This window comes from Arcticibacter tournemirensis, from assembly GCF_006716645.1.
Taxonomy (GTDB): domain Bacteria; phylum Bacteroidota; class Bacteroidia; order Sphingobacteriales; family Sphingobacteriaceae; genus Arcticibacter; species Arcticibacter tournemirensis.
The window spans coordinates 3281956-3306240 of the sequence record NZ_VFPL01000001.1 but is presented as its reverse complement, the minus strand read 5'-3'; the positions used below and the strand labels follow the sequence as shown (position 1 = coordinate 3306240).

General features: G+C 43.2%; 17 protein-coding genes and 1 other RNA gene. 7 read left to right on the top strand and 11 right to left on the bottom strand.

What is annotated here, in order from left to right; all coding sequences use genetic code 11:
• The first annotated feature begins 37 nt into the window (after window positions 1–37).
• The 3 genes from rnpB to BDE36_RS13915 all read left to right on the top strand — a co-directional run bounded on the left by rnpB (window position 38) and on the right by BDE36_RS13915 (window position 2800).
• An RNA gene (gene rnpB, locus BDE36_RS13925) (RNase P RNA component class A) lies at window positions 38–433 on the top strand.
• Between the two features lie 361 nt (window positions 434–794).
• Entirely contained in the window at window positions 795–2180 is a 1386-nt protein-coding gene (locus BDE36_RS13920) for a sigma-54-dependent transcriptional regulator (protein ID WP_141815356.1), read from the top strand.
• Between the two features lie 71 nt (window positions 2181–2251).
• A complete protein-coding gene (locus BDE36_RS13915) occupies window positions 2252–2800 on the top strand; it encodes a DUF6580 family putative transport protein (protein WP_128767424.1) in 549 nt (182 codons plus the stop codon).
• A gap of 101 nt (window positions 2801–2901) precedes the next feature.
• Here BDE36_RS13915 and BDE36_RS13910 read toward each other — a convergent pair whose 3' ends face one another.
• The 5 genes from BDE36_RS13910 to BDE36_RS13890 all read right to left on the bottom strand — a co-directional run bounded on the left by BDE36_RS13910 (window position 2902) and on the right by BDE36_RS13890 (window position 6488).
• Window positions 2902–4152, bottom strand: a complete 1251-nt coding sequence (locus BDE36_RS13910) for a glutamate-5-semialdehyde dehydrogenase (protein ID WP_141815355.1) — start codon at window positions 4150–4152, stop codon at window positions 2902–2904.
• Between the two features lies 1 nt (window position 4153).
• Window positions 4154–5242, bottom strand: a complete 1089-nt coding sequence (proB, locus tag BDE36_RS13905; RefSeq protein WP_141815354.1) for a glutamate 5-kinase — start codon at window positions 5240–5242, stop codon at window positions 4154–4156.
• 98 nt (window positions 5243–5340) lie between these two features.
• On the bottom strand, window positions 5341–5532 hold the full coding sequence (locus tag BDE36_RS13900) for a hypothetical protein (RefSeq protein ID WP_141815353.1): 192 nt from the start codon (window positions 5530–5532) through the stop codon (window positions 5341–5343).
• Window positions 5533–5542: 10 nt separating this feature from the next.
• Window positions 5543–6004 (bottom strand): DUF421 domain-containing protein, encoded by a 462-nt coding sequence (locus tag BDE36_RS13895; protein WP_141815352.1) that lies wholly within the window; start codon window positions 6002–6004, stop codon window positions 5543–5545.
• A 10-nt stretch (window positions 6005–6014) separates the two neighbouring features.
• The gene (locus BDE36_RS13890; RefSeq protein WP_141815351.1) at window positions 6015–6488 is read right to left on the bottom strand and encodes a hypothetical protein; all 474 of its coding nucleotides are present in this window, start codon (window positions 6486–6488) and stop codon (window positions 6015–6017) included.
• Between the two features lie 126 nt (window positions 6489–6614).
• Here BDE36_RS13890 and BDE36_RS13885 point away from each other — a divergent pair, with 126 nt between their 5' ends.
• Window positions 6615–8666 carry a dipeptidyl-peptidase 3 family protein gene (locus BDE36_RS13885; RefSeq protein WP_141815350.1) on the top strand — a complete coding sequence of 684 codons (2052 nt, stop codon included), beginning with the start codon at window positions 6615–6617 and terminating at the stop codon, window positions 8664–8666.
• A 97-nt stretch (window positions 8667–8763) separates the two neighbouring features.
• Here the strand turns inward: BDE36_RS13885 and ltrA are convergent, their stop codons facing one another.
• From ltrA to BDE36_RS13870, 3 genes are all read right to left on the bottom strand, one after another.
• Window positions 8764–10071: a group II intron reverse transcriptase/maturase gene (gene ltrA, locus BDE36_RS13880; protein WP_202618236.1), complete on the bottom strand. Its 1308-nt coding sequence runs from the start codon at window positions 10069–10071 to the stop codon at window positions 8764–8766.
• 728 nt (window positions 10072–10799) lie between these two features.
• Window positions 10800–12707 carry a DUF294 nucleotidyltransferase-like domain-containing protein gene (locus BDE36_RS13875; protein ID WP_141815349.1) on the bottom strand — a complete coding sequence of 636 codons (1908 nt, stop codon included), beginning with the start codon at window positions 12705–12707 and terminating at the stop codon, window positions 10800–10802.
• Window positions 12704–13387: a 3'-5' exonuclease gene (locus tag BDE36_RS13870; protein WP_235904332.1), complete on the bottom strand. Its 684-nt coding sequence runs from the start codon at window positions 13385–13387 to the stop codon at window positions 12704–12706. Before BDE36_RS13870 ends, BDE36_RS13875 begins: the two co-directional genes overlap by 4 nt.
• 248 nt (window positions 13388–13635) lie before the next feature.
• Here BDE36_RS13870 and BDE36_RS13865 point away from each other — a divergent pair, with 248 nt between their 5' ends.
• The 3 genes from BDE36_RS13865 to BDE36_RS13855 all read left to right on the top strand — a co-directional run bounded on the left by BDE36_RS13865 (window position 13636) and on the right by BDE36_RS13855 (window position 17750).
• Window positions 13636–15459, top strand: a complete 1824-nt coding sequence (locus BDE36_RS13865; RefSeq protein WP_128767415.1) for an ABC transporter ATP-binding protein — start codon at window positions 13636–13638, stop codon at window positions 15457–15459.
• A gap of 114 nt (window positions 15460–15573) precedes the next feature.
• On the top strand, window positions 15574–16959 hold the full coding sequence (locus tag BDE36_RS13860) for an MBL fold metallo-hydrolase (RefSeq protein ID WP_141815347.1): 1386 nt from the start codon (window positions 15574–15576) through the stop codon (window positions 16957–16959).
• Window positions 16960–17078: 119 nt separating this feature from the next.
• Window positions 17079–17750 (top strand): Crp/Fnr family transcriptional regulator, encoded by a 672-nt coding sequence (locus tag BDE36_RS13855; RefSeq protein WP_141815346.1) that lies wholly within the window; start codon window positions 17079–17081, stop codon window positions 17748–17750.
• Here BDE36_RS13855 and BDE36_RS13850 read toward each other — a convergent pair.
• Genes BDE36_RS13850 through BDE36_RS13840 form a run of 3 tightly spaced genes read right to left on the bottom strand, consistent with a single transcriptional unit; the run spans window position 17747 to window position 24147 of the window.
• A complete protein-coding gene (locus tag BDE36_RS13850; RefSeq protein ID WP_141815345.1) occupies window positions 17747–19870 on the bottom strand; it encodes an OmpA family protein in 2124 nt (707 codons plus the stop codon). The genes BDE36_RS13855 and BDE36_RS13850 overlap by 4 nt on opposite strands.
• A 10-nt stretch (window positions 19871–19880) precedes the next feature.
• The gene (locus BDE36_RS13845; RefSeq protein WP_141815344.1) at window positions 19881–20816 is read right to left on the bottom strand and encodes a PorP/SprF family type IX secretion system membrane protein; all 936 of its coding nucleotides are present in this window, start codon (window positions 20814–20816) and stop codon (window positions 19881–19883) included.
• Between the two features lies 1 nt (window position 20817).
• Window positions 20818–24147, bottom strand: a complete 3330-nt coding sequence (locus tag BDE36_RS13840) for an Ig-like domain-containing protein (protein ID WP_141815343.1) — start codon at window positions 24145–24147, stop codon at window positions 20818–20820.
• Between the last annotated feature and the right edge of the window lie 138 nt (window positions 24148–24285).

The window sequence follows — 24285 nt, the reverse complement described above, 5'->3', positions numbered from 1 at the left end:
ATTATATAGGTTTAGTCATCATTAAAACCTATCTTTGTGAACAGGCCGTTCTATCGCCATCCGTAACGGAGGGAGGAAAGTCCGGGCAACACAGAGCATCCTGCTTCCTAACGGGAAGGGCGCCAACTAACGTTTGTGTACGGAAAGTGCCACAGAAAACAAACTACCTTTACAATAAAAAATTGCAAGGGAAAAGGTGAAAACGCGAGGTAAGAGCTCACGGCTTTGTATGGCGACATGCATTGCGGTAAACCCCAGGAGTTGAAAGACCAAATAAGCTGGTGACAAGGGGCTGCTCGTCCCTGTTCTTCCGCAAGGTTGATGCATCAGCGGGTAGGTCGTTAGATCCTGTCAGCAATGGCAGGGCCAGATAAATGATAGAAGCTCATGTAACTCATGAGAACAGAACCCGGCTTACAGGCCTGTATTTTTAAATCAGATAGGCTCTTCCTCTAAGGAGGAGCCTGTTTGATTTAAAGGCAAAGAAACTCAAAAGCAAGCAAGCCACATTCCTTCAGGTTTTTACATTGATTCAAAGGAACCTGCGTCGCACCCTCGCCCGCCTGGCTTCGGCGCAGGTATGGGATTTCTTCTACAGTTCTTCTAAAAAATCCAATACCCAGACCGAAGCCAAGTCATAGCCAGCCAGAACCTGAGAAGCAGCCAGTCCGAACACGGTCAGGAAAAGGTACCTTATTTATCGACAAGCCAAAGAAGCTAATTAAAAAACTGTATATATTTGTAGACAATATTAAAACATTATACAGACTTTTGTGTTCGGGTTATAGAATATTATGGCAAAAATTCTTATTGTTGATGACGAGCGTGCAATACGCAACACATTGAGGGAAATACTGGAATATGAAGATTATGAGGTAGAGGACGTTGATAATGGAATAGACGGGCTTGAATGTATAAGGAGAAACGACCTTGATCTGGTACTCTGCGATATCAAGATGAACCGAATGGACGGAATGGAGGTTCTTTCTGAAGGGCTGGCTATAAAACCGGACCTGCCATTCATTATGATATCGGGACATGGAACGATTGAAACAGCCGTTGAAGCCAGTAAAAAGGGAGCTTACGATTTTATATCAAAGCCGCCCGATCTGAACCGTCTGCTGATCACAGTAAGAAATGCACTTGAGCGGGGAAACCTCGTTACTGAAACCAAAGTATTAAAACGGAAAGTCAGCAAGGTTCGCGAAATTCTCGGTAACTCTCCTGCTATAAATAAAATAAAGGACACTATAGACCGGGTTGCACCAACAGACGCCCGCGTTCTGATAACAGGAGCGAACGGAAGTGGAAAAGAGCTTGTTGCAAGGTGGCTCCACGAAAAATCACATCGTGCTAACGGCCCGATTATCGAAGTGAATTGCGCTGCAATACCATCAGAATTGATTGAAAGTGAATTATTTGGCCATGAAAAAGGATCGTTTACTTCTGCTGTAAAACAACGTATCGGAAAATTTGAGCAAGCTAATGGGGGCACTCTATTCCTTGATGAGATAGGCGACATGAGCCACTCAGCACAGGCGAAGGTACTACGCGCCTTGCAGGAAAGTAAGATTACACGCGTTGGGGGCGAAAAGGAAATCGAAGTGGATGTACGCGTTGTAGCTGCCACAAACAAAGATCTTCTTAAAGAAATTGAACTTGGAAATTTCCGTATGGACTTGTATCACAGGCTCAGTGTGATATTGATCCATGTGCCGCCTCTTTCAGAACGGAAAGATGATATCCCCATTATTGCACAGAGTTTCTGCGAAGAAGTATGTGCTGAATATGGCATGCCGGTGAAGAAATTCAGCGAGGGTGCTATGGAAGCGTTAAAAGCACTCCAGTGGACTGGTAACATCCGTGAGTTACGAAACATGATAGAGCGGCTTATTATTTTAAGCGACAAGACCATTACCGAAGGTGATGTATATACCTTTGCTAATCCCTCTGGCCCGCAGTCTGCTGATAGTCAGGAAGCCACGCTTCCGGGAGCCCGTATGGATTTTGATAAGTTCAGCAGCTTCCAGGAATATAAAGATCAGGCCGAAAAAGAGTACATTAAATACAAGCTCGAAAAAAACAATTGGAATGTTTCGAAAACAGCTGATGATATCGATATCCAAAGAAGCCATCTTTATAGTAAAATAGATAAGTATGGATTAAAGAGATCGGAATAGGGGTTTAACAATTTCATCTTTTGAATCCATAACGCTTTTACCTTTCATATTTTACGTTTAACTTTGGCAGTATGATTAGACAGATACAATCTTCCCGCTTTCTGGTATTGAGTTTATTGATTATCCTAGCTGCATGCACGCGCGCGCTTCCATTGATGTTGCCACATGCTTGGAACTTTACCGCTGTTGGGGCGTTGGCTATATTTGCCGGTTCATTAATAGAGGATAAAAGGCTTGCTTTTATTCTGCCTCTGGCAGCAATGGCTATTTCTGATATATTTATAGGTAATGGATTTAGTGTTGTGGTTTATATTGGCTTCATTGCAATGGTTGCTTGTGGCCTCTTGATAAGAAACAAAATCACACCAGGAAGTATTGCTCTTGCTTCTGTTGCCGGAGCAGTCGTGTTTTTTCTGATTACGAATTTCGCCTTCTTATACCCATGGTACCCTCATAATGTACAGGGAGTGGTTCAGTCGTATATAATGGGACTACCATTTCTTAGAAATATGCTTATTGCCGATGCAATCTATGGCACTGTACTGTTCGGCGGATTCTACTTGCTGGAAAAAAGATACGTGGTTATCAGAATGAACAACGGAAATTTAACGATTAAATAAAACACAAATACTACTCCAAAAAGAAAGGCAGACGACTTAACGCTTGCCTTTCTTTTTGGAGTAGTATTTCATTCCTCCTGTCAATTCTCCCTTGTCCCTTGTCAATTCCCCCTAACCTGCCCCTCTCCTCTTACAATCCACTTATAGCTTGTAAGCTCTTCAAGGCCCATGGGGCCTCTGGCATGTAATTTTTGAGTGCTAATGCCTATTTCTGCCCCCAAGCCAAATTGTGCGCCATCGGTAAAAGCGGTGGAGGTGTTTGCATAGACCGCTGCCGCATCCACAGTGTTTAAGAAAGTTTCAATATTGTTTTCACTTTCAGAGATAATAGCCTCGCTGTGTTTTGAGCTGTATCGTGAAATATGATCCAGGGCCTCATCAAGGTTTTCTACGGTCTTTATAGACATCTTATAATCCAAAAACTCGGTTCCGAAATGCTCTTCGTCAGCTGGCTTCAGTAGTGACGACGGATAACTATTCTTAATAGCGTTGTAGGAGGGCTTATCTGCAAAAATTTCAACATTAGCAGACGTAAGGGGTTCTATAAGAGCAGAAAGGTCCCCAAGTCGAGCTTTATGGATTATTAAACAGTCGAGCGCATTACAAACGCTTACACGGCGCGTTTTAGCATTATTAATTATCGCTCTGCCTTTTTCAACGTCGCCGCTTTCATCAAAATACGTGTGAACAATACCGGCTCCTGTTTCGATTACGGGGACTTTTGCATTTTTTCTTACAAAATCAATTAACTGCTGACTGCCTCTGGGGATAATTACATCTACCAGACCCGTAGCATTTAAAAGAGACTCGGTTGCAGTTCTGTCTGAAGGCAACAGCAAAGCTACTGAAGTATCAATATTATGCGCCTTAAGTACCTTATGAATCAGGGAGATGATCGCTTCATTTGAAAAAGCGGCATCGCTCCCTCCCTTTAGCACTGCAACGTTACCTGTTTTAATACATAACGAAAATACGTCAAAAGTAACATTAGGACGGGCCTCATAGATAACTCCGATAACCCCTACCGGCACCCTGATCTTCTTTAGAACTAATCCATTATCCAGAGTTTTTTCAACCAATGTTTCGTTAAGAGGCGATTCCAAACCAGCGACATTCCGAATATCATTTGCTATATCCTGAATGCGCTTTTCTGTCAGCCTTAATCTGTCGTATCTGGGATCCTCTTTGCTCATTCTCTCCAGATCCTTCTCGTTCTCAATGAGAAGAATAGGAGTCTGTTTGATAGCTTCATCCGCAAGATCACGCAGAACGGTATTTATCTTCTCTGCAGCAAGAAGTCCAAGGCTGCGACTGGCGTTTGCCGCATTCTTAAAAAGTTCTTTAAGTTCCATATCAGTTATCTCCCGGATTTAAAAATAAGTAATCGTAATGTACCAGCGGTTTTTGATTTTTCTGTCCAAGCAGGCTCGCTGCCTTTTCTGAACTGTATTCTGCTATACCAAGGCCTACCTGGTGATTATCTTCGTCAACTAACCTGATAATATCGCCTTTCCTGAATTCATTTACTATGCTTGTTACCCCAATCGGGAGAAGGCTACTTGCTTTAGACGACAAAAGAGCCTGCTTTGCGCCTTCATTAATCTGAACGACGCCTTTTGCATAGTTCTCTGAATTGGCAATCCATCTCTTTTTACCCGAGGCATTTTTCGCCGGTACAAAACAGGTATTGATCACATCCTGGTTCAATAATCTGAGAAGTATATTTTCAGTTTTTCCGTTCGCAATATGAACCGCAATGCCCAACCGGGCGGCTTTGAGTGCTATATGCGATTTCGTGATCATTCCTCCCCGTCCGAACTGTGATTTTTGTGTAGTGATAAACCCTGAAAAATCAGAGAAAGTTGGATCAATATAACGGATCACTTCAGAATTACTATCGGCAGGATTCCCGTTGTAGATCCCATCAACATTGCTCAGGATTATTAATGCATCAGCATTCAACATAGAAGCAATAAGTCCGGCAAGCTCATCATTATCCGTAAACATCAGTTCGGTGACAGATATAACGTCGTTTTCGTTCACCACCGGTATTACGTTGTGCTGAAGCAATATGCCAAAGCAGTTCTTCATATTTAGATAATGAAGACGGTCCCTGAAGTCCTCTTTCGTTACCAGAACCTGTGCACATATCAGTCCCTGTTTTTCAAAGAGCTCAGAATAGCTATTGATAAGCTTTACCTGCCCGATCGAAGCAAACAGCTGTCTGGTTGCAACCGCGTCGAACTTATCAGATACCGAGAGGACACTCTTGCCCGAAGCAACGGCTCCTGAAGAAACCAATATAATTTCCTTGCCTTGCTTCTTTATCTGCGAAATCTGTTCAACGACATGAGCAATGCGCTCTAAATCAGGCAATCCATCTTTCCTGGTTAGTACATTAGAGCCAATCTTAATTACTATACGTTTGTAGCTTAAGTCCATTACAGGCTTAAAACTAAGAAAAATACCGGTTTTGTCCGTTAGAATTTAATTATTTCCCGGTATTGACAGTCTTATATATCTTCTGCAACGGTAAATTCTTACCCCAGATAGGATCTCATAACAGCTTCGTATTCGTCGGGAGTAAAATAGATGAGAGGTTCTTCTGAAGTGTGGGATGCTTCCATAATAATCCTCGTTCCTCCCGTATAGGGTTGTATTTCCAAAATCCTCTTTTTTTCAAACCGTACCGGTTTATCATCAATCATTACACTAAAAAATTCAGAATTCATTGTCGTAATATTAGGTATCAGTTTTTTCGTTTACAGGTATGATGCTGATAGTGCCATCTTTTTCGAGTACAGCGTATCGTATTTGCGCGAGGCTCTCAATCCCTTGAAATTTACGGCCGGCCTCCAGTATGTCTTCTATCTGCAGTCTTGATTTTTTAATTCGTTCCATTAGTGGTTTGCCATCTTTGACTATTATTAAGGGAACGCCGTTCAACAGGTTGTCAAGCCCTTTGTTTTTATTAGTCAGGAGGGAAACAACTATATCCAGGAACACGAGTGTTGTGATGGCGAGCATCCCTCCTGTTATGGAGCGGTCGTCGTCTAAAAGGGCTTGTTGCGTAGCCTCACTTATGATCAGGAGCAGCACCAGATCGAAAGTGGTCATCTCTCCTACAGTTCGTTTCCCTCCGAGCCGCAGGATGATGAATATAAAGATATAAATTACGGCCGACCGCATTATGATTGAATCCATACCGAAGCATTTAAAAATATATATACTGATGAATTGTTTTCTTTTTGCCGTTTACGTTTATGGTCATATTTTGATCTCCTGTTTTCACAGCCTCTATGTGTAATGTAATATCAGAGGGATTTTGCGAGGAAAACTGTATTCTCATTCTGCCGTCTACCTGATCAAAAGAATCAGGCTCAGGACTTATCCGGGTGATCATTATTTTGTTCAGGTAATCGGCATTGATCCATATAGACGAGTCTGCACCTAGTTTACTGGTTTTTATTTGAATTTCGGAGTGCATTGAATACCTGAGGTAGCGTTCATATGTGACCGAAAGAGTTCCGTCTTCCGCTACTCTTTCAGAAAAGATGCCGGAGCCAAAAATGCCAAATACACCAGCTCCTAAGAAAACCCCCATTAAGATCCACCCAATTCTCAAAACAGGCCATTCTGATTTTTCGAAAGGCACATCCTTCTCAAGGCTCGAAATATCTTTGTCCATATAGAAGATTAACAAATGATTAAACTGAAAAGAATGACTGATTGTTTGTTACACGTTGCTTTTGCATAGCGGCTGATAGCGTTGATTTTTTTCAGTAACTTAGCTGTTTTAATAGTATAGGTTTATATGAAATATTATTCTTTGCTTGCCGTATCAGCCCTAACATACTTAGGGGCTAGCATAACCGGACAAAATTCTATTGCACAACAGAAACCTGCGAAAGGTTTTGATGTAACCGCTGAATCCTTTGCTGATATCCAATTATTACGGTACCAGGTTCCTGGTTTCGATCAGCTTAGTCTTCAGCAAAAGAAACTGGCCTACTATCTTTCCGAAGCGGGCCTGTCGGGAAGAGATATTATATATGACCAGAGGGGGAAATACAATCTGCTGATCCGCAAAACGATTGAGAACATTTATGCTACTTATAAAGGAGACCGGAAAGCTGCCGAATGGGCTAAGTTCAAAGATTATTGCGGCCGCTTCTGGTTCAGCAATGGCAATCATCACCACTATGGCAACGAAAAGTTAATTCCCGAGCATTCTTTTACTTATTTTACTAAGCTGGTAAAAAACTCGGATTTAAAAGGCTTCCCGGTTAATAAAGGTGAGTCGGCGGATTCATTTCTCGCTAGGATCAAACCTGTAATCTTCGACCCTTCCTTCCAGCCAAAAATGGTGGATCTTTCTCCTGATACAGATAATATAGTAGCTTCCTCTAATAACTTTTACGAGGGTGTTACCCAGAAAGAAGTTGAAGATTTTTACGCAAAGTTCAATACTGACGGAAACGCACCTTCGTGGGGACTTAATTCTAAGTTGGTAAAGGAAAACGGGAAGATTGTTGAAAAGACCTGGAAGGTTGGCGGCATGTATGGAGCTGCCCTTGAAAAGATAGTATACTGGCTTGAAAAGGCTGTAACGGTTTCAGAGAACGCTCAGCAAAAAGAAGCGCTGCAAAAGCTTATCAAATACTATCGCTCGGGCGATCTGAAAGATTTTGATGATTACAGCGTTGCCTGGGTAGCCGACACGGCTTCCCGCATTGATGCAACCAATGGTTTTATCGAAGTTTATAATGATGCTATCGGAAAAAGAGGAAGTTTTGAAAGCGTTGTATCGTTGAAAGACCTCGAGTCCACCAAAAGGATACAAGCTATTGCAAGCCGTGCACAATGGTTTGAAGACAACTCACCCTTGCTTCCCGAGCACAAAAAGAAGCAAGTAAAGGGAATCACTGCAAAAGCGATCACTGTTATTTCCGAAGCTGGCGATGCCGCCCCCTCTACTCCTATTGGTATCAATCTTCCAAATGCCGACTGGATCAGGAAGGAGCACGGGTCAAAGTCGGTTTCATTAAGTAATATTGTTCATTCATATAATATAGTAAGCAGCAAAGGCGGTGTTTTAGACGAATTTGCGTACGGAGACGATGTAAAAGCCCGTATCCGTACTTATGGTTCACTCTCCTCTGACCTTCATACCGATATGCATGAATGCATAGGTCATGCTTCAGGCCAGATAAATCCTGGTGTGGAAACTACCGACAAAACCCTGAAAAACTATGCCTCGGCGTTAGAAGAAGCACGGGCAGACCTTGTGGCGCTTTACTTCATACTTGATCCTAAGCTCATCGAAATAGGTGTAATGCCGAACCTGGAAGTTGGGAAAGCTGAATACGATAGTTACATGATGAATGGTTTGATCACTCAGCTTACACGTATTAAACCGGGCAGCAATCTTGAGGAGGCCCATATGCGTAACCGGCAGCTAAATGCCATGTGGGTATACGAAAAGGGGAAAAAGGATAATGTGGTAGAGATGATCAAGGTTAACGGAAAAACGTATACCAGGATTAATGACTATAATAAACTCCGCGAATTATTTGGACAGCTATTAAGAGAAATTCAGCGCGTAAAGTCGGAAGGCGATTATGAGGGCGGAAAAAACCTGATAGAAACCTACGGCGTAAAGGTTGATCAGCAATTGCTTAAAGAGGTATCTGAGCGTTATGCCAGGCTTGATGTTAAAGCCTATAAAGGATTTATACAACCTAAACTTGTGCCTGTGATGAAGGGCTCAGAAATTACTGATGTAAAAGTAACTTATCCTGTTTCTTTTTATGATCAGATGATGGAGTACGGTAAGAAATATGCTTTCCTTCCAGTAATGAATTGATCGAACACATAGTGATAAATCGGATAGGAGGAACGGGATTAATTCCCGTTCCGACCTTCCACAGCACCGCACGTACCGTTCGGTATACGGCGCTTCCCTAAGTTGTAACACAAACTCGCTTGTATTCTGCCAGTAAAGATGGGTATCCCAGTTGTTTAAGATAGTAGTTGGAAAGGGTTGTTGTCAGTATCCAGCTTTTTGCTGTGTGCCAGTAACTTTTCCTTGTATGTGCCCATTCGTACGCCTTGTACTTACTTACGCCTAGTTGTACTAAGTTCCTAATTTTAGACTTGCTATGTTTCCATTGTTTCCATTTGACCATACGTAGCCTACGACGGTACCACATATCCAGTTGCCCCAGTTTCGTCCCCATGTCCGCTAGTTTAAAGTAGTGCATCCAGCCTGTGAGGTATTCCCTCAAGTAGAGAATTCGCTGTTCATCGCTCCAACCTCGACTGCGGCCCGTTAGTCCTTTAATCCTAGCTTTCATCTTCCCTAGACTTTTAGGGTGAATACGTAAGCGCGACTCCCCTCTGTAATTGTAGAAACTATAGCCTAGAAATTTAATCGTGGATACATGACGAACGACGCTTTTCTCTTTATTGACTTTAAGCATCAGCTTACCTTCAACAAATTTTGTGATCGATTCCATAACCCGTGAGGCACTCCGTTTACTACGACAAAGTATCATAAGGTCATCAGCGTAACGTACAAATTTGTGTCCTCGAGATTCCAGTTCTTTGTCCAGTTCATCAAGCATAATATTGCTCAAAAGTGGGCTTAGTGGGCCTCCTTGAGGTACACCTTCTGTAGTTACTATAGTCCTTCCGTTTATTTCTACACCTGCTCTCAAGTATCGATGGATAAGTGAGATCAGTCTTCCGTCTTTGATCGTGCGTGATAATAATTCAATCAGTTTACTGTGATTCACCGTATCGAAGAACTTCTCTAAGTCCATGTCTACGGAATAATTATACCCCTGTTGAATGTATTCCTTGCATTTGATAAGCGCTTGATGCGCGTTGCGACCCGGACGAAAACCATAGCTGTGGTCACTGAATTCAGGTTCGTAGATTGGTGTCAGGATTTGACTAATGCCCTGCTGGATGAGCCGATCAACTACTGTTGGGATGCCCAGCATTCGCTTTGACCCATTGTCTTTAGGAATTTCAACACGTCTTACTGCAGAAGGATAGTAACTCCCTTGCTTGATGGATGTTAAAAGTTTCTCCTTATGCTCTCTAAGATAATCCCCAAGGGATTCGACGCCCATCTTATCGATACCTCCAGCACCACGATTACCGACCACTTGTACATAGGCAGCATTTAGGTTCTGACGGTCAAGAAGTTGTTCTAACAGTTCATCTACTCGTGTGTTTGTGTCTGTGAGGTTCTTTTCAATCATCCTAATAAAAGTCTGCCCTCCCACATAGCATTCGGGTTCCGCCCTATTCTTTTGTGATCAGGTTGATAAACGTTATCAATTTTCTGCATTCTATCCTTCATTAGGTAATTCTCATTTATTGATCACTAACTTAAGGTTCATTCCTTCCTTGCTTTGCCGTAAGCAAGTACTACGAAATCGGCTGACTTCTCACAGCTAGCTTTACTCCTTGCTTCTGAAAAAAAAACTTCCACAAGTCTGTGAGATCTCCCCGGGTAAGAACGATAACTTTCCTCTCATGTGTCTGCTACATTTACCTTGATGCTTCTGTACAGTATAGGACTTTAGTTTGTGTTGCAACCTCATCCAGCATCGTAGGCCTTATATGTAGTTTCTGTCCGTCAGACCGAGAATTTGCCTGAGGCTTCCTTCAGATTCCACCTCACGGTGGACACCCTTGCCTTCGGCTAACACTTCCAACTGTAATGGCGTGTTCGGGACTTGCACCCTAGAGTTATCGCCCATGCCGGGCGCACAACAAGAATCCCGATCGTTGAGCGACCGGGATTCTTTTCCTTAATCATTAATTTAGGTAAGATTCTTCTATTTGTTCATCCTCATTAATAACCTCCTTTTTTAAGCTCAAAGGCGTTTAATGAAATAAAGGTATGGTACTTATTTGCATCTTTGTATGACTATTATCAGTAGCGAAAATGATGTTAATCATAAACCCTATTGTCGTCCGGTAATCATCCGAAAAGACTGTTAGTATACTCCATTTTAATTCGCGACTGGAAGTCCTCTATTGTTTTGAAAATCTCCTTTAATGTAACCTGTTCAATTTTTGTGAGGCTGGTAGGATCAATATAATTATCAGGTTCTACTTTATCATGAATAATCTGACTAGCCTGTTTCCGCAGGCGCATAGCCATAAGATAGTAATACGACTGATTAAGTTCATGATATGCTGTTTCCGAAAAAACTCCCTTTTCCTTCAGTGCCTTCAGTCGTTCTCCTGTATTCGCCTTAAAAATCCTGTTCTTCAGGGCGTATACGCGAACCAGATCAACAATGGGCGTCATCGCTTTCTTTATATCGAAAACTTCCTGACTGCCTACCGTAATCGTCCGGATATTTTTGAAGAAAGAAGTGAGGGGCGGCTGGTATTGCAGGGCATTGTTCGCCATATGAAAAAAGAGCTTTTCCATAGGCTGCTGCAGCTTTTCGTCAAGGAAAGCCCATAGTTCTTCCATGATCTGCATTTCACCATAGATATACCGGCAATCGAAAAAGGTTGAGAACTTGATAACTGTTTCGGGCAGAGATTCAAGCATCCAGCTTTCATAGTTGCGTTTCCAATGAGAAAGAGAATGAGTCCAGTTTGGATTCTTGGCCATAAAGCCCCCGGTGCAGAAACTAAAACCGATGTAATTTAGCTTTTCGGAAACTGTATCGGCAAATTTCAGAAAGTACTCCCGCACTTCCTCCCTATGCTCGTTTGCCTTATCCTCGTAGATAATAGCGTTATCCTGATCAGTCTTTAAGGTTTGTTCTTTGCGGCCTTCACTTCCTAACACCATGAAAACAAACTTTGCAGGCGGTGTTCCCATGTCGGCAATGACTCCCTCAATCACCTTCTGTGCTATCGTATCAGCCACAGTGGTAATGATCTGATTCACTATTTCAGCATTTACCCCGCGGCCGATCAGCTGGGTGATCATTTGAGGTACCTGCTCCCACTTACTTTTCAGTTCGTCAACAGACAAGGATAGCTTAACCGACTGTATATATACCAGCGGGGATTGTGCCTGCTCACTTAAAAGTTTGTTGCGGCTGATGATGCCCTTTAATACTCCATGGTCTTCGGTGAGTATATATCGCGTTTTAGAGCTGAACATCATAAGGAGCGCTTCATAAACATACGAATGAACATTTATTGTGACCACGGGATTGTCCATTATCCGTTCCACGGGATCTGAAGAATCGCCACGGGTGGCAAGCACCTTATCTCTTAGTGTTATATCGGTAACAAATCCGACTACCTTATCCTGTTCATTCTTTACTATGAGACAGCTTATTTTACCCGCGCTCATTATCTGCGCTGCTTCGTAAATCGGTGTATACGTTTTACAATAGATGATTTCTCTTGATTCAATGCTTTCTATCTTGCGCGAATACAGCTGTTCCGAAGCAATAAAACTTTCTTCGAAAGATGTTGGCTTCTTTGCGAAATGAGCAAACTCCTCATTGAGCATCCGGCGGCCGAAGTCACTTGTAAAATGATGAAAAAAATCATCATAGGCGTGGCATAAGCCTCTGAAATCCCGCCGGTGCAGGAAATAGACCGTGGTCCCTTTCTTAGCAATAACCGTTCGCAACGATCTCTTTCTATTCAAAAGAACGGAGACACCTCCATAACAGAAACCGGAATGATGTTTCTCTAATAAGCGTTTATTTTGAGCACTATCATAAAAAAACGACTCATACTCTCCGCTTACAATGATATCTACCCCTTTCATTTTGGTTATTTCCTGCTGATAGATCAAAGTGTCTTTTGAATAATTTACTTCATGCAGCAAATTAGCGACGCTTTCGATTACGTCATTGGGAAGCAGGTTAAAAGGAACGACAGTCTTGAGAAACTCAGTGCGGCTCATAGAAGAAATGCAATTAAAACAGTGAGCAAAAATACGATCAAAACGGGTATTCCGTATCCGGTAGATTTTATTTCTGCTTTTACTTTATCCATCTCGGCCTGTTGATTCTCGATTTTTGCATCGTTAATGTCGCCGTTTTTTAAGAGCTCAAAAAAGCAGTCGGCCGTAGCTTTTGCATCTGCGAGGGCGTTATGCTGATTCTCGAGCTTTCTATGGAATAGCGTTGAGTATAACTCTCCAAGGCGGACGTATTTCATCTGAGGATTGCGTACAAAATGAGAGGTGGCCATCATCGTGCAAAACGACGGTAGTGTAAGCGCCGGGTTTCCCATTCCCGATCTGTAAAAGTCGGCACCTATCATATGGAGATCAAGTTCAGTAAAATGGCCAACAATAAGGGGTGAGTATTCAAGCAGATCGGCGGCAAGCAGCGACATTACTTCAGAGCGGTCTTTACCTCTCCGTTGTCTGAATTCCTCTGTAATTCCATGAATCTGTATAGCTGAAGCTGCGGACTTAAAATCGTTATTATTGATATAATAATCCTGCCGTTTCACTTCTTTTCCATCCCTGGTGCAAACCAGCCATGACAGTTGAACAATATGGGGCCAGTTATCATCCTGAGAGTAGGGAACGTTCCATTTTTTTGGTAGTCCTGAGGCCTCAGTATCTATAAACATCAAATATGGTCTCACCTTCGTTTAATGATTAGTCGTGTTGATAAAAGCCTCCGGCTGTCATCGTGCTGCAAATATAACCTGTTATGATTGGTTTTGTTGTGACGAATGTCATTATTGAATAAACGAACAATAAAAAATGGCTAAGCGGGAGCAGGAAAAAATGACGTGCAGTTGATGTATTGCCCACTCTCGGGGCGAATAAAAACGGTATTTTTGTTGGCTTTTTTCGGGCAATATAAAAGGATTAAATGGCGAGAAACAGATTCAATAGCGGCACTGCACCTGAACAAGAACTTAACAAAGTTAAAATCAACAAACAGTCGCTTCGGACCGCTTCCGGGCTCCTTTCTTATCTTAAACCCTACCGTTGGAAGTTTATCCTGGGTTTGATCTTTCTTTTTCTGTCGAGTTTAACCGGATTGGTTTTACCTGCACTTCTCGGCGCTATGATTGACGCTGCAAAAGGTGAACCCAAAAACTGGATGATACCTTCCACTATCAATGCTATAGGGATCATGGCTTTTGTGATCCTCTTTTTTCAGTCGTTTGTTTCCTTCTTCAGGATCCGGTTGTTTGTTGAAGTAGCAGAAAAGTCAATAGCAGACATCAGGCGGGATACCTACTTCAGGCTAATTACGTTACCGATGAACTTCTTTGCCAACCGGAGGGTTGGTGAGTTAAATAGCCGGCTTTCTTCCGATCTTTCACAAATTCAGGATACTCTCACTACCACCCTGGCTGAAATGATCAGACAGGTGATATTACTAACCGGTGGAATTGGTCTGCTGGTGTTCGTATCTCCGAAGCTTACTCTATTCAATATTTCCATATTGCCAATCCTGATCATTGCTGCTGTATTCCTTGGTCGTAAGATCAGGAAAATCTCAAAACAGGCCCAGGATAAGCTGGCTGAATCAAATACAGTAGTAGAAGAAACACTTCAGGGCATTAGCAATGTGAAAGCTTTTACTAATGAGGCGTATGAAGCAGGCCGCTATGATAAAACGCTTCGCGAAGTTGTCAAAATAGCCTTAAAGGGAGCTACCCTAAGAGGAGGTTTTGCGTCATTCATTATATTTTGTTTGTTTGGTGCTATTGTTGGCGTTATTTGGTATGGGTCCATATTAGTGCTAAGGGGTGATTTAACCATCGGTGATTTAACGATGTACATCCTTTATTCGATGTTTGTGGGAGCAGCGATGGGTACTTTTCCCGAACTTTACGCTAACGTTCAAAAGGCCCTGGGGTCAAGCGAAAGGGTGATTGAGATACTTAACGAACAGAATGAGCCTGTTAATATAATCGCTTCAGAAAATGCCACACGGCGTTTCATTAAGGGTGACCTCGAGTTTAACAAGGTTGAATTTGCATACCCCTCCCGTAAAGAAATAACCGTATTGCAGGGTTTATCCTTTAAAGCAACAGCAGGCGAAAAGGTGGCGATAGTAGGCACCAGTGGGGCCGGCAAATCTACCATTGCATCGCTGATACTGCGTTTTTATGACCCGCAAGGTGGCCAGGTGCTTTTCGATGGCGAGCCTGCCGATCATTATGCCCTTACTGATATCCGTAATCAGGTGGCCATTGTTCCTCAGGATGTATTGCTCTTCGGAGGGTCGATCAGGGAAAATATTGCCTACGGAAAGCTGGATGCTACCGATGACGAAATTAAAGCTGCGGCTGAAAAAGCCAATGCCGACCGCTTCATAAAGGCGCTTCCTGAAGGCTACAATACAATGGTAGGCGAAAGAGGCGTAAAACTTTCCGGAGGGCAACGTCAGCGTATTGCTATAGCAAGAGCTCTGCTTAAAGATCCCGCGATACTTATTTTGGATGAAGCAACATCTTCACTGGATTCTGAGTCAGAAAGGCTTGTTCAGGAAGCGCTCGAGGTTTTGATGAAAAACCGCACCTCTATCATTATTGCTCACCGTCTGTCTACCATACGGGAAGCTGATCGGATTATTGTATTGGAGAAAGGTAATATAATAGAGTCGGGTACCCACGATGAGCTGATGAAAAACGAAGAAGGTCTTTACCGCTACTTAAGTCAGCTGCAGTTCGAAGTTTGATCCTATCGACAATTTTACAGTAAATCATCAGGCTTAGATCTTTACTTGTTTTGTATCTTTACGACATCCGGTAGCTTATCTCTGATTCTGCGGATCGTTTGATTTATTCATCTCATGAAGTTAACCATTTGGGGCGCTGCACGCCAGGTAACCGGCAGCATGCATCTTGTTGAAGTAAATAATTACAGAATACTCATTGACTGCGGACTTGATTATGAGAGGGAAACAAGGCTTGAGGAAAACGCGTTCTTTCCTTTTGACCCCGAAGATATTGATGTTGTAATTCTCACCCATGCTCATATAGATCATTCCGGCAATCTTCCGACCTTACTTCGCCTTGGCTTTGAGGGGCAGATACTTTGCACCTCCCCTACAGCTGATCTTACCGAGTTGCTTCTGCTCGATTCTGTGAATATTCACATGAACAAGCAACGTCGTCGATCAAAAAGGAAGCACAGGAATGGCGGCTTCGCGCCCTTGTATCTTCAAAAGCATGTTATGGATACCTCGGATCGCTTCGTCACAATAGACTTTAACAAGCCTTTCAGGCTGAACGGGGATATTACCGTCGAACTGATACCATCCGGACACCTGCTTGGTGCAGCTTCGGTGATACTTACGGTACGCGAGCATGGTTTTGAAAAAAAGATAGCGTTTACCGGCGATGTGGGACGTAAGAATTATCCTGTAATGGTTGATCCCGCCGACCTTCCTCCTGTAGATTATATGGTGTGCGAATCTACATATGGAGGCAGGTACCATAGTAAAGCCGAAACTGTAGAACAGGTATTGATTCGGAATATAGATGAAACCTGTATTAAAAACCCAGGCCGGTTGATTATACCCGCTTTTAGCATCGGACGCACCCAAGCTTTAGTTTACTCCCTGAACAAGATTTTTTCTGAAGGTCTGCTTCCGCGAGTTAAAATATTTGTCGACAGTCCTCTTGCAAATTATGCAACGGAGATTTTCCGTAAGTATCACCCTATGCTGAACAACGAAGCACACGAGTTCTATCAGCGTCGTGGCGACGAGTTTGAGTTTGAGAACCTGTTCTATGTACAGGACATGAAGGAAAGCCGCCATATTTCGAATTACCTGGAGCCGTGCATCATTGTCTCTTCGGCGGGAATGCTTGAAGGAGGACGTATTCAGGATCATCTTTTTTATAATATTCAGAACTACTATTGTACTATTTTATTTATCGGCTATAGTGCGAAAGGAACATTAGGGCATCGCTTGTTAAGAGGAGATCCGGTAATACATCTTCGTGACCGGGAGTTGTCTGTATATGCCACTATTAGGCAAACCGACTTATTCAGCGGGCACGCGGATCACAATGATTTAGTAAACCTCGTTCAGAAGCAGGATAAAGAGCTACTGAAAAAGCTTTTCCTTGTGCACGGCGAACCTGCTAGCATGGAGGCCATGAAGACAGAGCTTGAAGGAGTAGGATATCATGTTATAATACCCGAAAAAGGTCAGGTTTTTGAAATTTAAAGGAGTTTGTGTTAGGTTTCATAATCTTTTTTGTTTTTTTTTGTTTACTTAAACTTTAACAAAACAATAGCTCATCTTATCTCACTGTGGCGAAGATGAATACCTAAACAGATGACCTTATGAGTAGTTCGAACGATTGCTGTTCTTATCCTTTTCCCGCTTTGGATGCTAATAATATAGTACTTTCATCCAGCGAGATTCATCAGACTATCTTAAAATATTGCATCTCAAGGACCTTTGAAAGTCAAACCATCTTATTGAGAGAAGGTTCACCAAACCGTGCGATCTATTACATTGAATCAGGCTACGCCTATTTATATCACTATCACGACAAAAAGCTTTTTGTTCCATTCCTCGTAGGCCGGGGACATTGGATTACAGATAAAAGGAGTTTTTATAACTCAACCAGCGATGCGATAAGCGTATCTCATGAAAATTTGGTAGCTGCTCAGGGTGCTGTTTTACAAGAGCTCAGTATCGAAAATTACCATCGGCTGATAGCGGAGCAAAGGTATCTTGAAACACTTATTCATAAAAAGCGTGTAGAGATTTTAGAAGATATGTATTCGTCTTTAATATTCCTGAAAGATGCAAATGCACAAAAGAAGGTGGAATGGCTTCTGGAAGTATATCACGGAATATTGAATTCAGTTCCACAGTATATACTAGCTTCGTTCCTCGGTATGAAAGAAGAAACATTCAGCCGTAAGCTAAGAGAATTACTGAAGCTGGAAATTGCTGAGCGACAATCATCATCTTCTGACGAGGCTCAACTGCATGAAAAACCCTAATCTTCGCAGTTTAGCTGCGTCAGATTTACGCCATTCAAAATTACATCAAATTCAGTGCGCCGGTTTAGTTGCTGATCCTGCTCGGAGCAGACCACTCCTGGGTAGCAACGGTTCACAAGTCGTGTCTTTCCGTAATATTCTACTTTTACACGGAATGCACTTATTCCCCTGCTAATAAGATAGCTCCTGGCTGCCTCTCCCCTGCGTAATGATAGATTTCTGTTATATTCCTCTGAGGCCCTGCTGTCGCAATGGCTGGATGTGATGACAGTAATTTCAGGATATTTTTTCATTAGTGCTACGAGCTCATCCAGCGCAGGTCGGGCATCGTAACGTATTTCAGACCGGTCCAGGTCGTAATAAATATTCTGAACAGAGAAAACGCGTTTCAGAGAATCACAGTTACTAATCACATACTGCTGAGGACTCTCCGTTTTATTCAGCAAAATATCCATCCTGATAACTGAGTCTTTCGTGATGCCCACTGTTGTAGTAAAGCCCATCTGGCTTACGTATCCTAACTTCTGACCTGTAATTTCATAGTCTCTTTCTTTCGCCAGATCCTTGCTGAACTGTCCTTTGGTGTCTGTTCTTACGGTATCAGTACCGTCCAGATGGCGCATCAGCAGCCGGCTTCCTCCTAAAGGAAGCTTGGTTCTTGCGTCTTTTATAGTGCCTTCAATTCTGACCCTTGAACTTGCCTGGCTGAAATGGTATATATCGTCTCCACCCCTCCTGTTAGAACTGAAATAACCACTCTTTCCGTCTTCACTTCTTACCAGTCCGAAGTCGTCAGCAGAGGAGTTCACAGGAACACCCATATTACGAGGCTGGTGAACAGGCTTCATATCTTTCAAAGCGACCTCGAATACGTCAAGTCCGCCCAGACCGGCGTGCCCGGTCGAGGCAAAGAAAAGGGTTCCGTCTTTTGCAAGATATGGAAACTGTTCGTTCCCTTCCGTATTGATCTGCTTCCCGAGATTTACTGGTCGTGTCCATTGCCCTGCTCCCGAGCGAACGCAGTAATACAGGTCAGTTCCACCATAACCCTGCGGCATATCGGAAGCGAAAACGAGGATGTTTCCGTCTGTACTAAGAGCAGGGTGTCCGACAGAATACTCGTCGCTATTATAAGGAAATTCTGTTATCGTTGTTAAGCCGCTGCCGCTGGCAATATAGAGTTTCAGCTTGTTGATCCCTGTTTTGCTTTTGCCTTGTCGTCCTTTGTAAAAGTTATTCCGCGTAAATATCAGAGAGCCATCGGGAAATGCCGAAGCCGGACCTTCGTGATATTTTGTGTTCACCCTCCCCATCAGGGGTTTAGCGAGACCTGAAGAATTCAATGCCAGACCAAGCGTGTCCATAAAAAGAGCAGGATTGTATTGCCCCAGTGTTTTGCTGTCGTTGCTGGTGGGTTCGGTGTCGTCGTTATTAAACCTATATGCCTTTCCACTACCCTTGAAGGCTACCCTCATCATACTATCAGTATCTACATCTTTAACATCTTTGAGTTTGGCGACCTGATATAAATTGCTATAAGGTGTGTTATCCCAGGGAAAAACCCGTCCGGAGGCACTCTTTCGCAGGCGGTTGCTGCTGAATAGAAGTCCATCCTTGTAATATAAAGGAGAATATTCCGAAGCAGCAGTATTCAGGTTGGTGTAGGCAACCTTCCAAAATCCATTATTCTGCGTGAAGCTATTTAAATCAGCGCGGGAAAATTCTGATGCACGTTTGTCCGCCGGCATCATACTGAGATATTTACGATACCATTGTTCTGATTTCTCGTATTGCTGCTTGCTCGCAAGCGCCTCTGCGAAGTAAAGCACCCAGTCTGCTTTTAAAGATTTTTGATGGCTTAGCTTCTCATACCAGAAGAGCGCTTCGTCATAGTTTTTAACCTGTCTGTAACTGAAAGCGATCATTTCCATGGCTTTCACATTGGAAGTGTCTTTTTCAAGGACTGCATTCAAATGGTGAATTGCTGATAAGTACCGGAGAGAGTTATATTCTGAAATAGCCTTCTTCATCGCTGGCGTTTCCTTGTCTGAAGATTGAGCAGCCAGCCGGCAAATCAGCGAAGTAATAAAAAGGACCGTTAAAAATATTTTAAGCTTCATAAACTGTGTTTCAGAAATATCTCGGTGATAAAATCTTGCCCCTGCGCGAACCGAATTCATACCTGAGCATAATTTCGTGGCTTCCTGTATTAAAGTTCCTCAAACGGGTAATGCTGTGGTCGTAGCTGTATCCAATACGAATCTGCGGAGTTGCCTGTACCTCAAGTATACCCGCCAGGTCGGCGCTGCTCCTGTACTGGGCGCCTATTGCGAACACATCCTTTATCCATAACGTTGCATTAAAATCAGCTTCCAAAGGTGCGCCTTTTACTCCCTTCACCAGAAATGAAGGTTTCAGTTTAAAATCGTCCGTTAGTGTGAACACATACCCTGAAGCGAGAAACAGATGTAGCGACTTGCGGTTGCCCATAGTACTGTCTGTAGTTGCATTGTTTTCAGCCAGCTTGTTATTTAAAAGGTCCTGCGCTGATAAGCCGAGGTAAAACCTGTCTGAATTATAGTAAACGCCAGTTCCGAAATTGAAAAGAACCTTGTTAACGTTGTTGGCAAATGCAGGATCATAGGAACTCTGACTGCCCAGGGATACACTGGTGAAATCGGCAACATATTGTGAAACACTTCCCTGCAGGCCAAATGACAAAGAGGCCTCGTTCATCCGGATCCTGTAAGCATAGCTGACTGCGGCTCCTGTTGTTTTCGTAATTCCGAGTTTGTCGTTGTAGATCTGAAAACCCAGACCTATGCGTTTACTGTTTAGGGCTCCATCTACCGTAAACGTAGTCGTTTCAGGTGCACCATCAATTCCGTTCCACTGGCTTCTGTACAGTCCTGTTGCAGATACCACGTTCCGGCTTCCGGCGTAGGCAGGATTTATAGCGAGAGTATTGAACATGTACTGCGAATACATGGCATTTTGCTGAGCGCTTACTGAAGCCGAAACAACCAGCAGGCAAATAAGCAGTAAAAATTCCTTCAATGTTTTCATCTTATCTGTTGATGGTTATGTAACCGACCTGCTTGTCCTTGTTATCAATCACTAAAATAAAATAGTACGTACCTACAGGGAGGTCCTCACCAATGTGGATGCCCTCTGTACATCTGCCATTCCAGTCGTTCTGATAGTTCTGTGACCGGTATACGCGGTTGCCCCAACGGTTAAATACCTCCAGAGAAACCTGTTTACCCATGGCATTTTCCACAACAAAGTAATCGTTAATACCGTCGCCATTAGGGGAAAAGCCTCCCGGTACAAATAAAGGCTGCTTAACAAGCTTTACTGGCGTTAACTCAGAAGGAGCCGGATCGCCGGAATTGACCGGGTCGGGCGACAGTCCATTCGTTGACTGATCCTCTGTTTTGTTTCCTGTGTTTTCCGCTACCCCTTCAATATAAGCGAAGTTGTAGTAAGATCCGCCCTCGTTACTCAAAACAACCGTAACTTCCAGTTCAATCACTTCTTTCCATCTTGCGGCAATATAACTTGATGGAAGTAACAATTCTTTGTTGGTAGAACCGTTGTAAGCGTCATTCACAACAAGAGTACCATCAGATCTGATGCTGTTGACTGTAATAGTTGCCGATGGGAAAACGCCCGCCAGATCATCTGTCAGACTTAACTGATTGATCCGGTGATCACCATAGTTGACCACGGTAAAAGTGAATCGGAGATTGAAACTTCCTTCAGCGTTTTTCGTCATCGATGTAAGCGCTTTGGCCAATCCTATCTTCGCTGGACGACTTACTTCTATGATCACTCTTCCAGGCGCTGACTCATTCCCATCCGGATCGCGGATAACGTACGAAAAATCATCGGGACCGGTATATCCTGGTTCAGGAGTATAAATGACCTCCCCTGTTACCGGATCTATAGTAACTGTACCATGTTTTGGCGGACTGGTGATTACAACAGTACTGCCCGGAACAACTGGAATAGTGATAACCGTAGGTTTACCATCAGAAACATCGGCTTCGATGTCAGGAGCCTTTTCAGGCACTCCTTTAACCATTATATTAACGGTGATGGCATCCGATTCAAGTCCGTCTGCTGCCCTAAGCCGGTAAGTGAAAATATCGGTGCCCGAATAATTATTGGCGGGAGTATAGGTGATTATTCCATTAGCGTTTACACTTATACTTCCGTGTAATGGTGTAGAAGCGGGCATAACCGTCGTTCCGGTTTTGCTTATGTCGTTATCTTTAACGGCAATACTGACAGATGTATTAACGGGGGTAGTACGGCTATCGCTGCTTCCCACGGGGCGTACATTGACAGTTACTGTTATTGGATCGGATTCAAGTCCTTCCTTGTTTTTTAATTTGTAGGTAAAAGAATCCTTTCCGCTAAAGCCGGCTGTTGGGGTATAAGTGATCGTGCTGTCGGGATTAACAACCACTATTCCGTTTACCGGATCAGTGTGTTTAAGTACTATAGATCCGGTTTTACCCTTGTCATTAGTAAGTACGTTGATCTTAACCGGAGTTTCTGAAGATGTATATGTATTATCTCCCGTGCCTTCAGGCTTTACGTTTACTGCAATAGAGACAGTTGCCTGGTTGGATTCTGCTCCAAAATTATCTTTCACAGCATACGAAAATGAGTCATATCCGCTGTAATCCTCATTAGGCCTGTAGTTAGCAACACCGGTGACCGGATCGATTGATACTGTTCCATGTAAGGGAGTAAAAATTATCCTGACACTGCTTTTAACCAGTGTATTGTTTCCATCAGGATCAGTATCATTGGCAAGTATAGGAATGGTAGTTATCGTATTTAAAGAAGTTGTTACACTGTCATTTGCTGCTACCGGAGTATGATTAACATTGATCTGAACATCGTCAAAGAGCTCACATCCGGCCGCTGTCGAAACCGACCAGCGAAAAACATAGGTTCCTCCTGTAAGATTGCTGACCAGGGGATTCTGAATGCTAATATTAGAAAAAACGGCTGTGTTAGGGCCCGAAACCTGAGTCCATTTACCGATATTATTTTGAGGATCGCTGCCCCGCAGAATAACGCTGGCATTAGGGAACAGGGTATTAACTAAGGTGTCTCTTCCAGCGTCGGGTTGTGCCGGCGGAGGAGAATATGTAACGACAATCTCTGCGGGGTCGGAAGTTTTACCGTAAGAGTCTTTTACTGAATAATATCCAATAACATTTCCGGTAAAAGAGGATTCAGGGGTAAATGATACAGTACCGTCCGAATTATAGGAGAAAGTCCCCTTGCCTGGTACTGTATAAGTACTCTGGATACCCGTAACAGTAGGATCCAAATCTACTGAAGCTTTGTTGATAGTTCCTCCTGCATTTGGCGAAACGTCGTTGGCTGTAACATCCAGTACGGCAACCTTCCCGCTGCAGAGCGTTAAAGCGTCATTCAAAGCATTCGGTTTACTAATATTATTAACGTCAAACACGTCAATAAATACGTTCCTGATCTCGTGAAAATTGGTTTGGTCTCCTGTCGAGGAAGCGATCCCATAACGCAGATTTGCAGGTGCTGGCTCTGGATAATAGAAATTATTAATAACAGTAACAGTAGTGGGTGATGTGCCCCCGCGTGTAATTCTGACGGTGATATTGTAGCCTCCATTAGGATTAGGAACCAAATCCATGTACACTCTGCGATAGCCGGTAGAACTGGAATCGGGCTGTCTTGCATTACCACCGAAAGTTAATGGCAGCGAGGGGTTCAAAGTTGAAGTACGCACAGAGGTGAGGTATTTATAGTTATCAGGAGTAAGGGCAGCGCCATTCCCCTTTCCTCTAAGAGTAACAGACCCTGATACGCGTCCAATTCCTCCCTGTCTCCCCTCGGTCGGATTTGAAAAATTTCCAAACTCATCTAATCCTATCGCCAGATAGCCTTTGCTTACGCCAGGCGAAACGGGCGTAGTTGTAGTTATCTGGGCATATCCTAAAGAACCACCAAACCCGCCAATATTAAAAGTATCAACCGAAGCGTCAAAAAGAAAGAGGCTAATACCATCGGCACCTGTACCTCCGTACGTATAGTACTCAAAAATAACGCTGAGTCCGTTATAAGAAGGGAACTCGGCATTACTTACGATGTACCCTTTTTGATTTTTACCATAGTTTGTAAGTCTGAGATAACCTTCACCTTCCTTGTCGATACTACCTCCATTGGGGCCTGTACCAGGGGCAGCGGTGAGGAAAGCCGGAGGCGCACCGCCAAATGTAATTCCGGGAGCTGTGGAATTTCGAAAGCTCTCTTTATAGGGAAACTGCGCAAAAAGATAACTTGACGAAATCAAATGAAATATAAGTATCACGGATAACCGTAGATGTTTTATCATAATCTTGACAATAATTGAGAAAGTATCTACCCCCCCTTCCACGTATACGGCTGGCCCGACTTTGTGGTTACCCACTTATTTTCCAAAAATGAAGCCATATTACAGAGCGCAGTAATAAATTAACTGATTTTCTAAGGT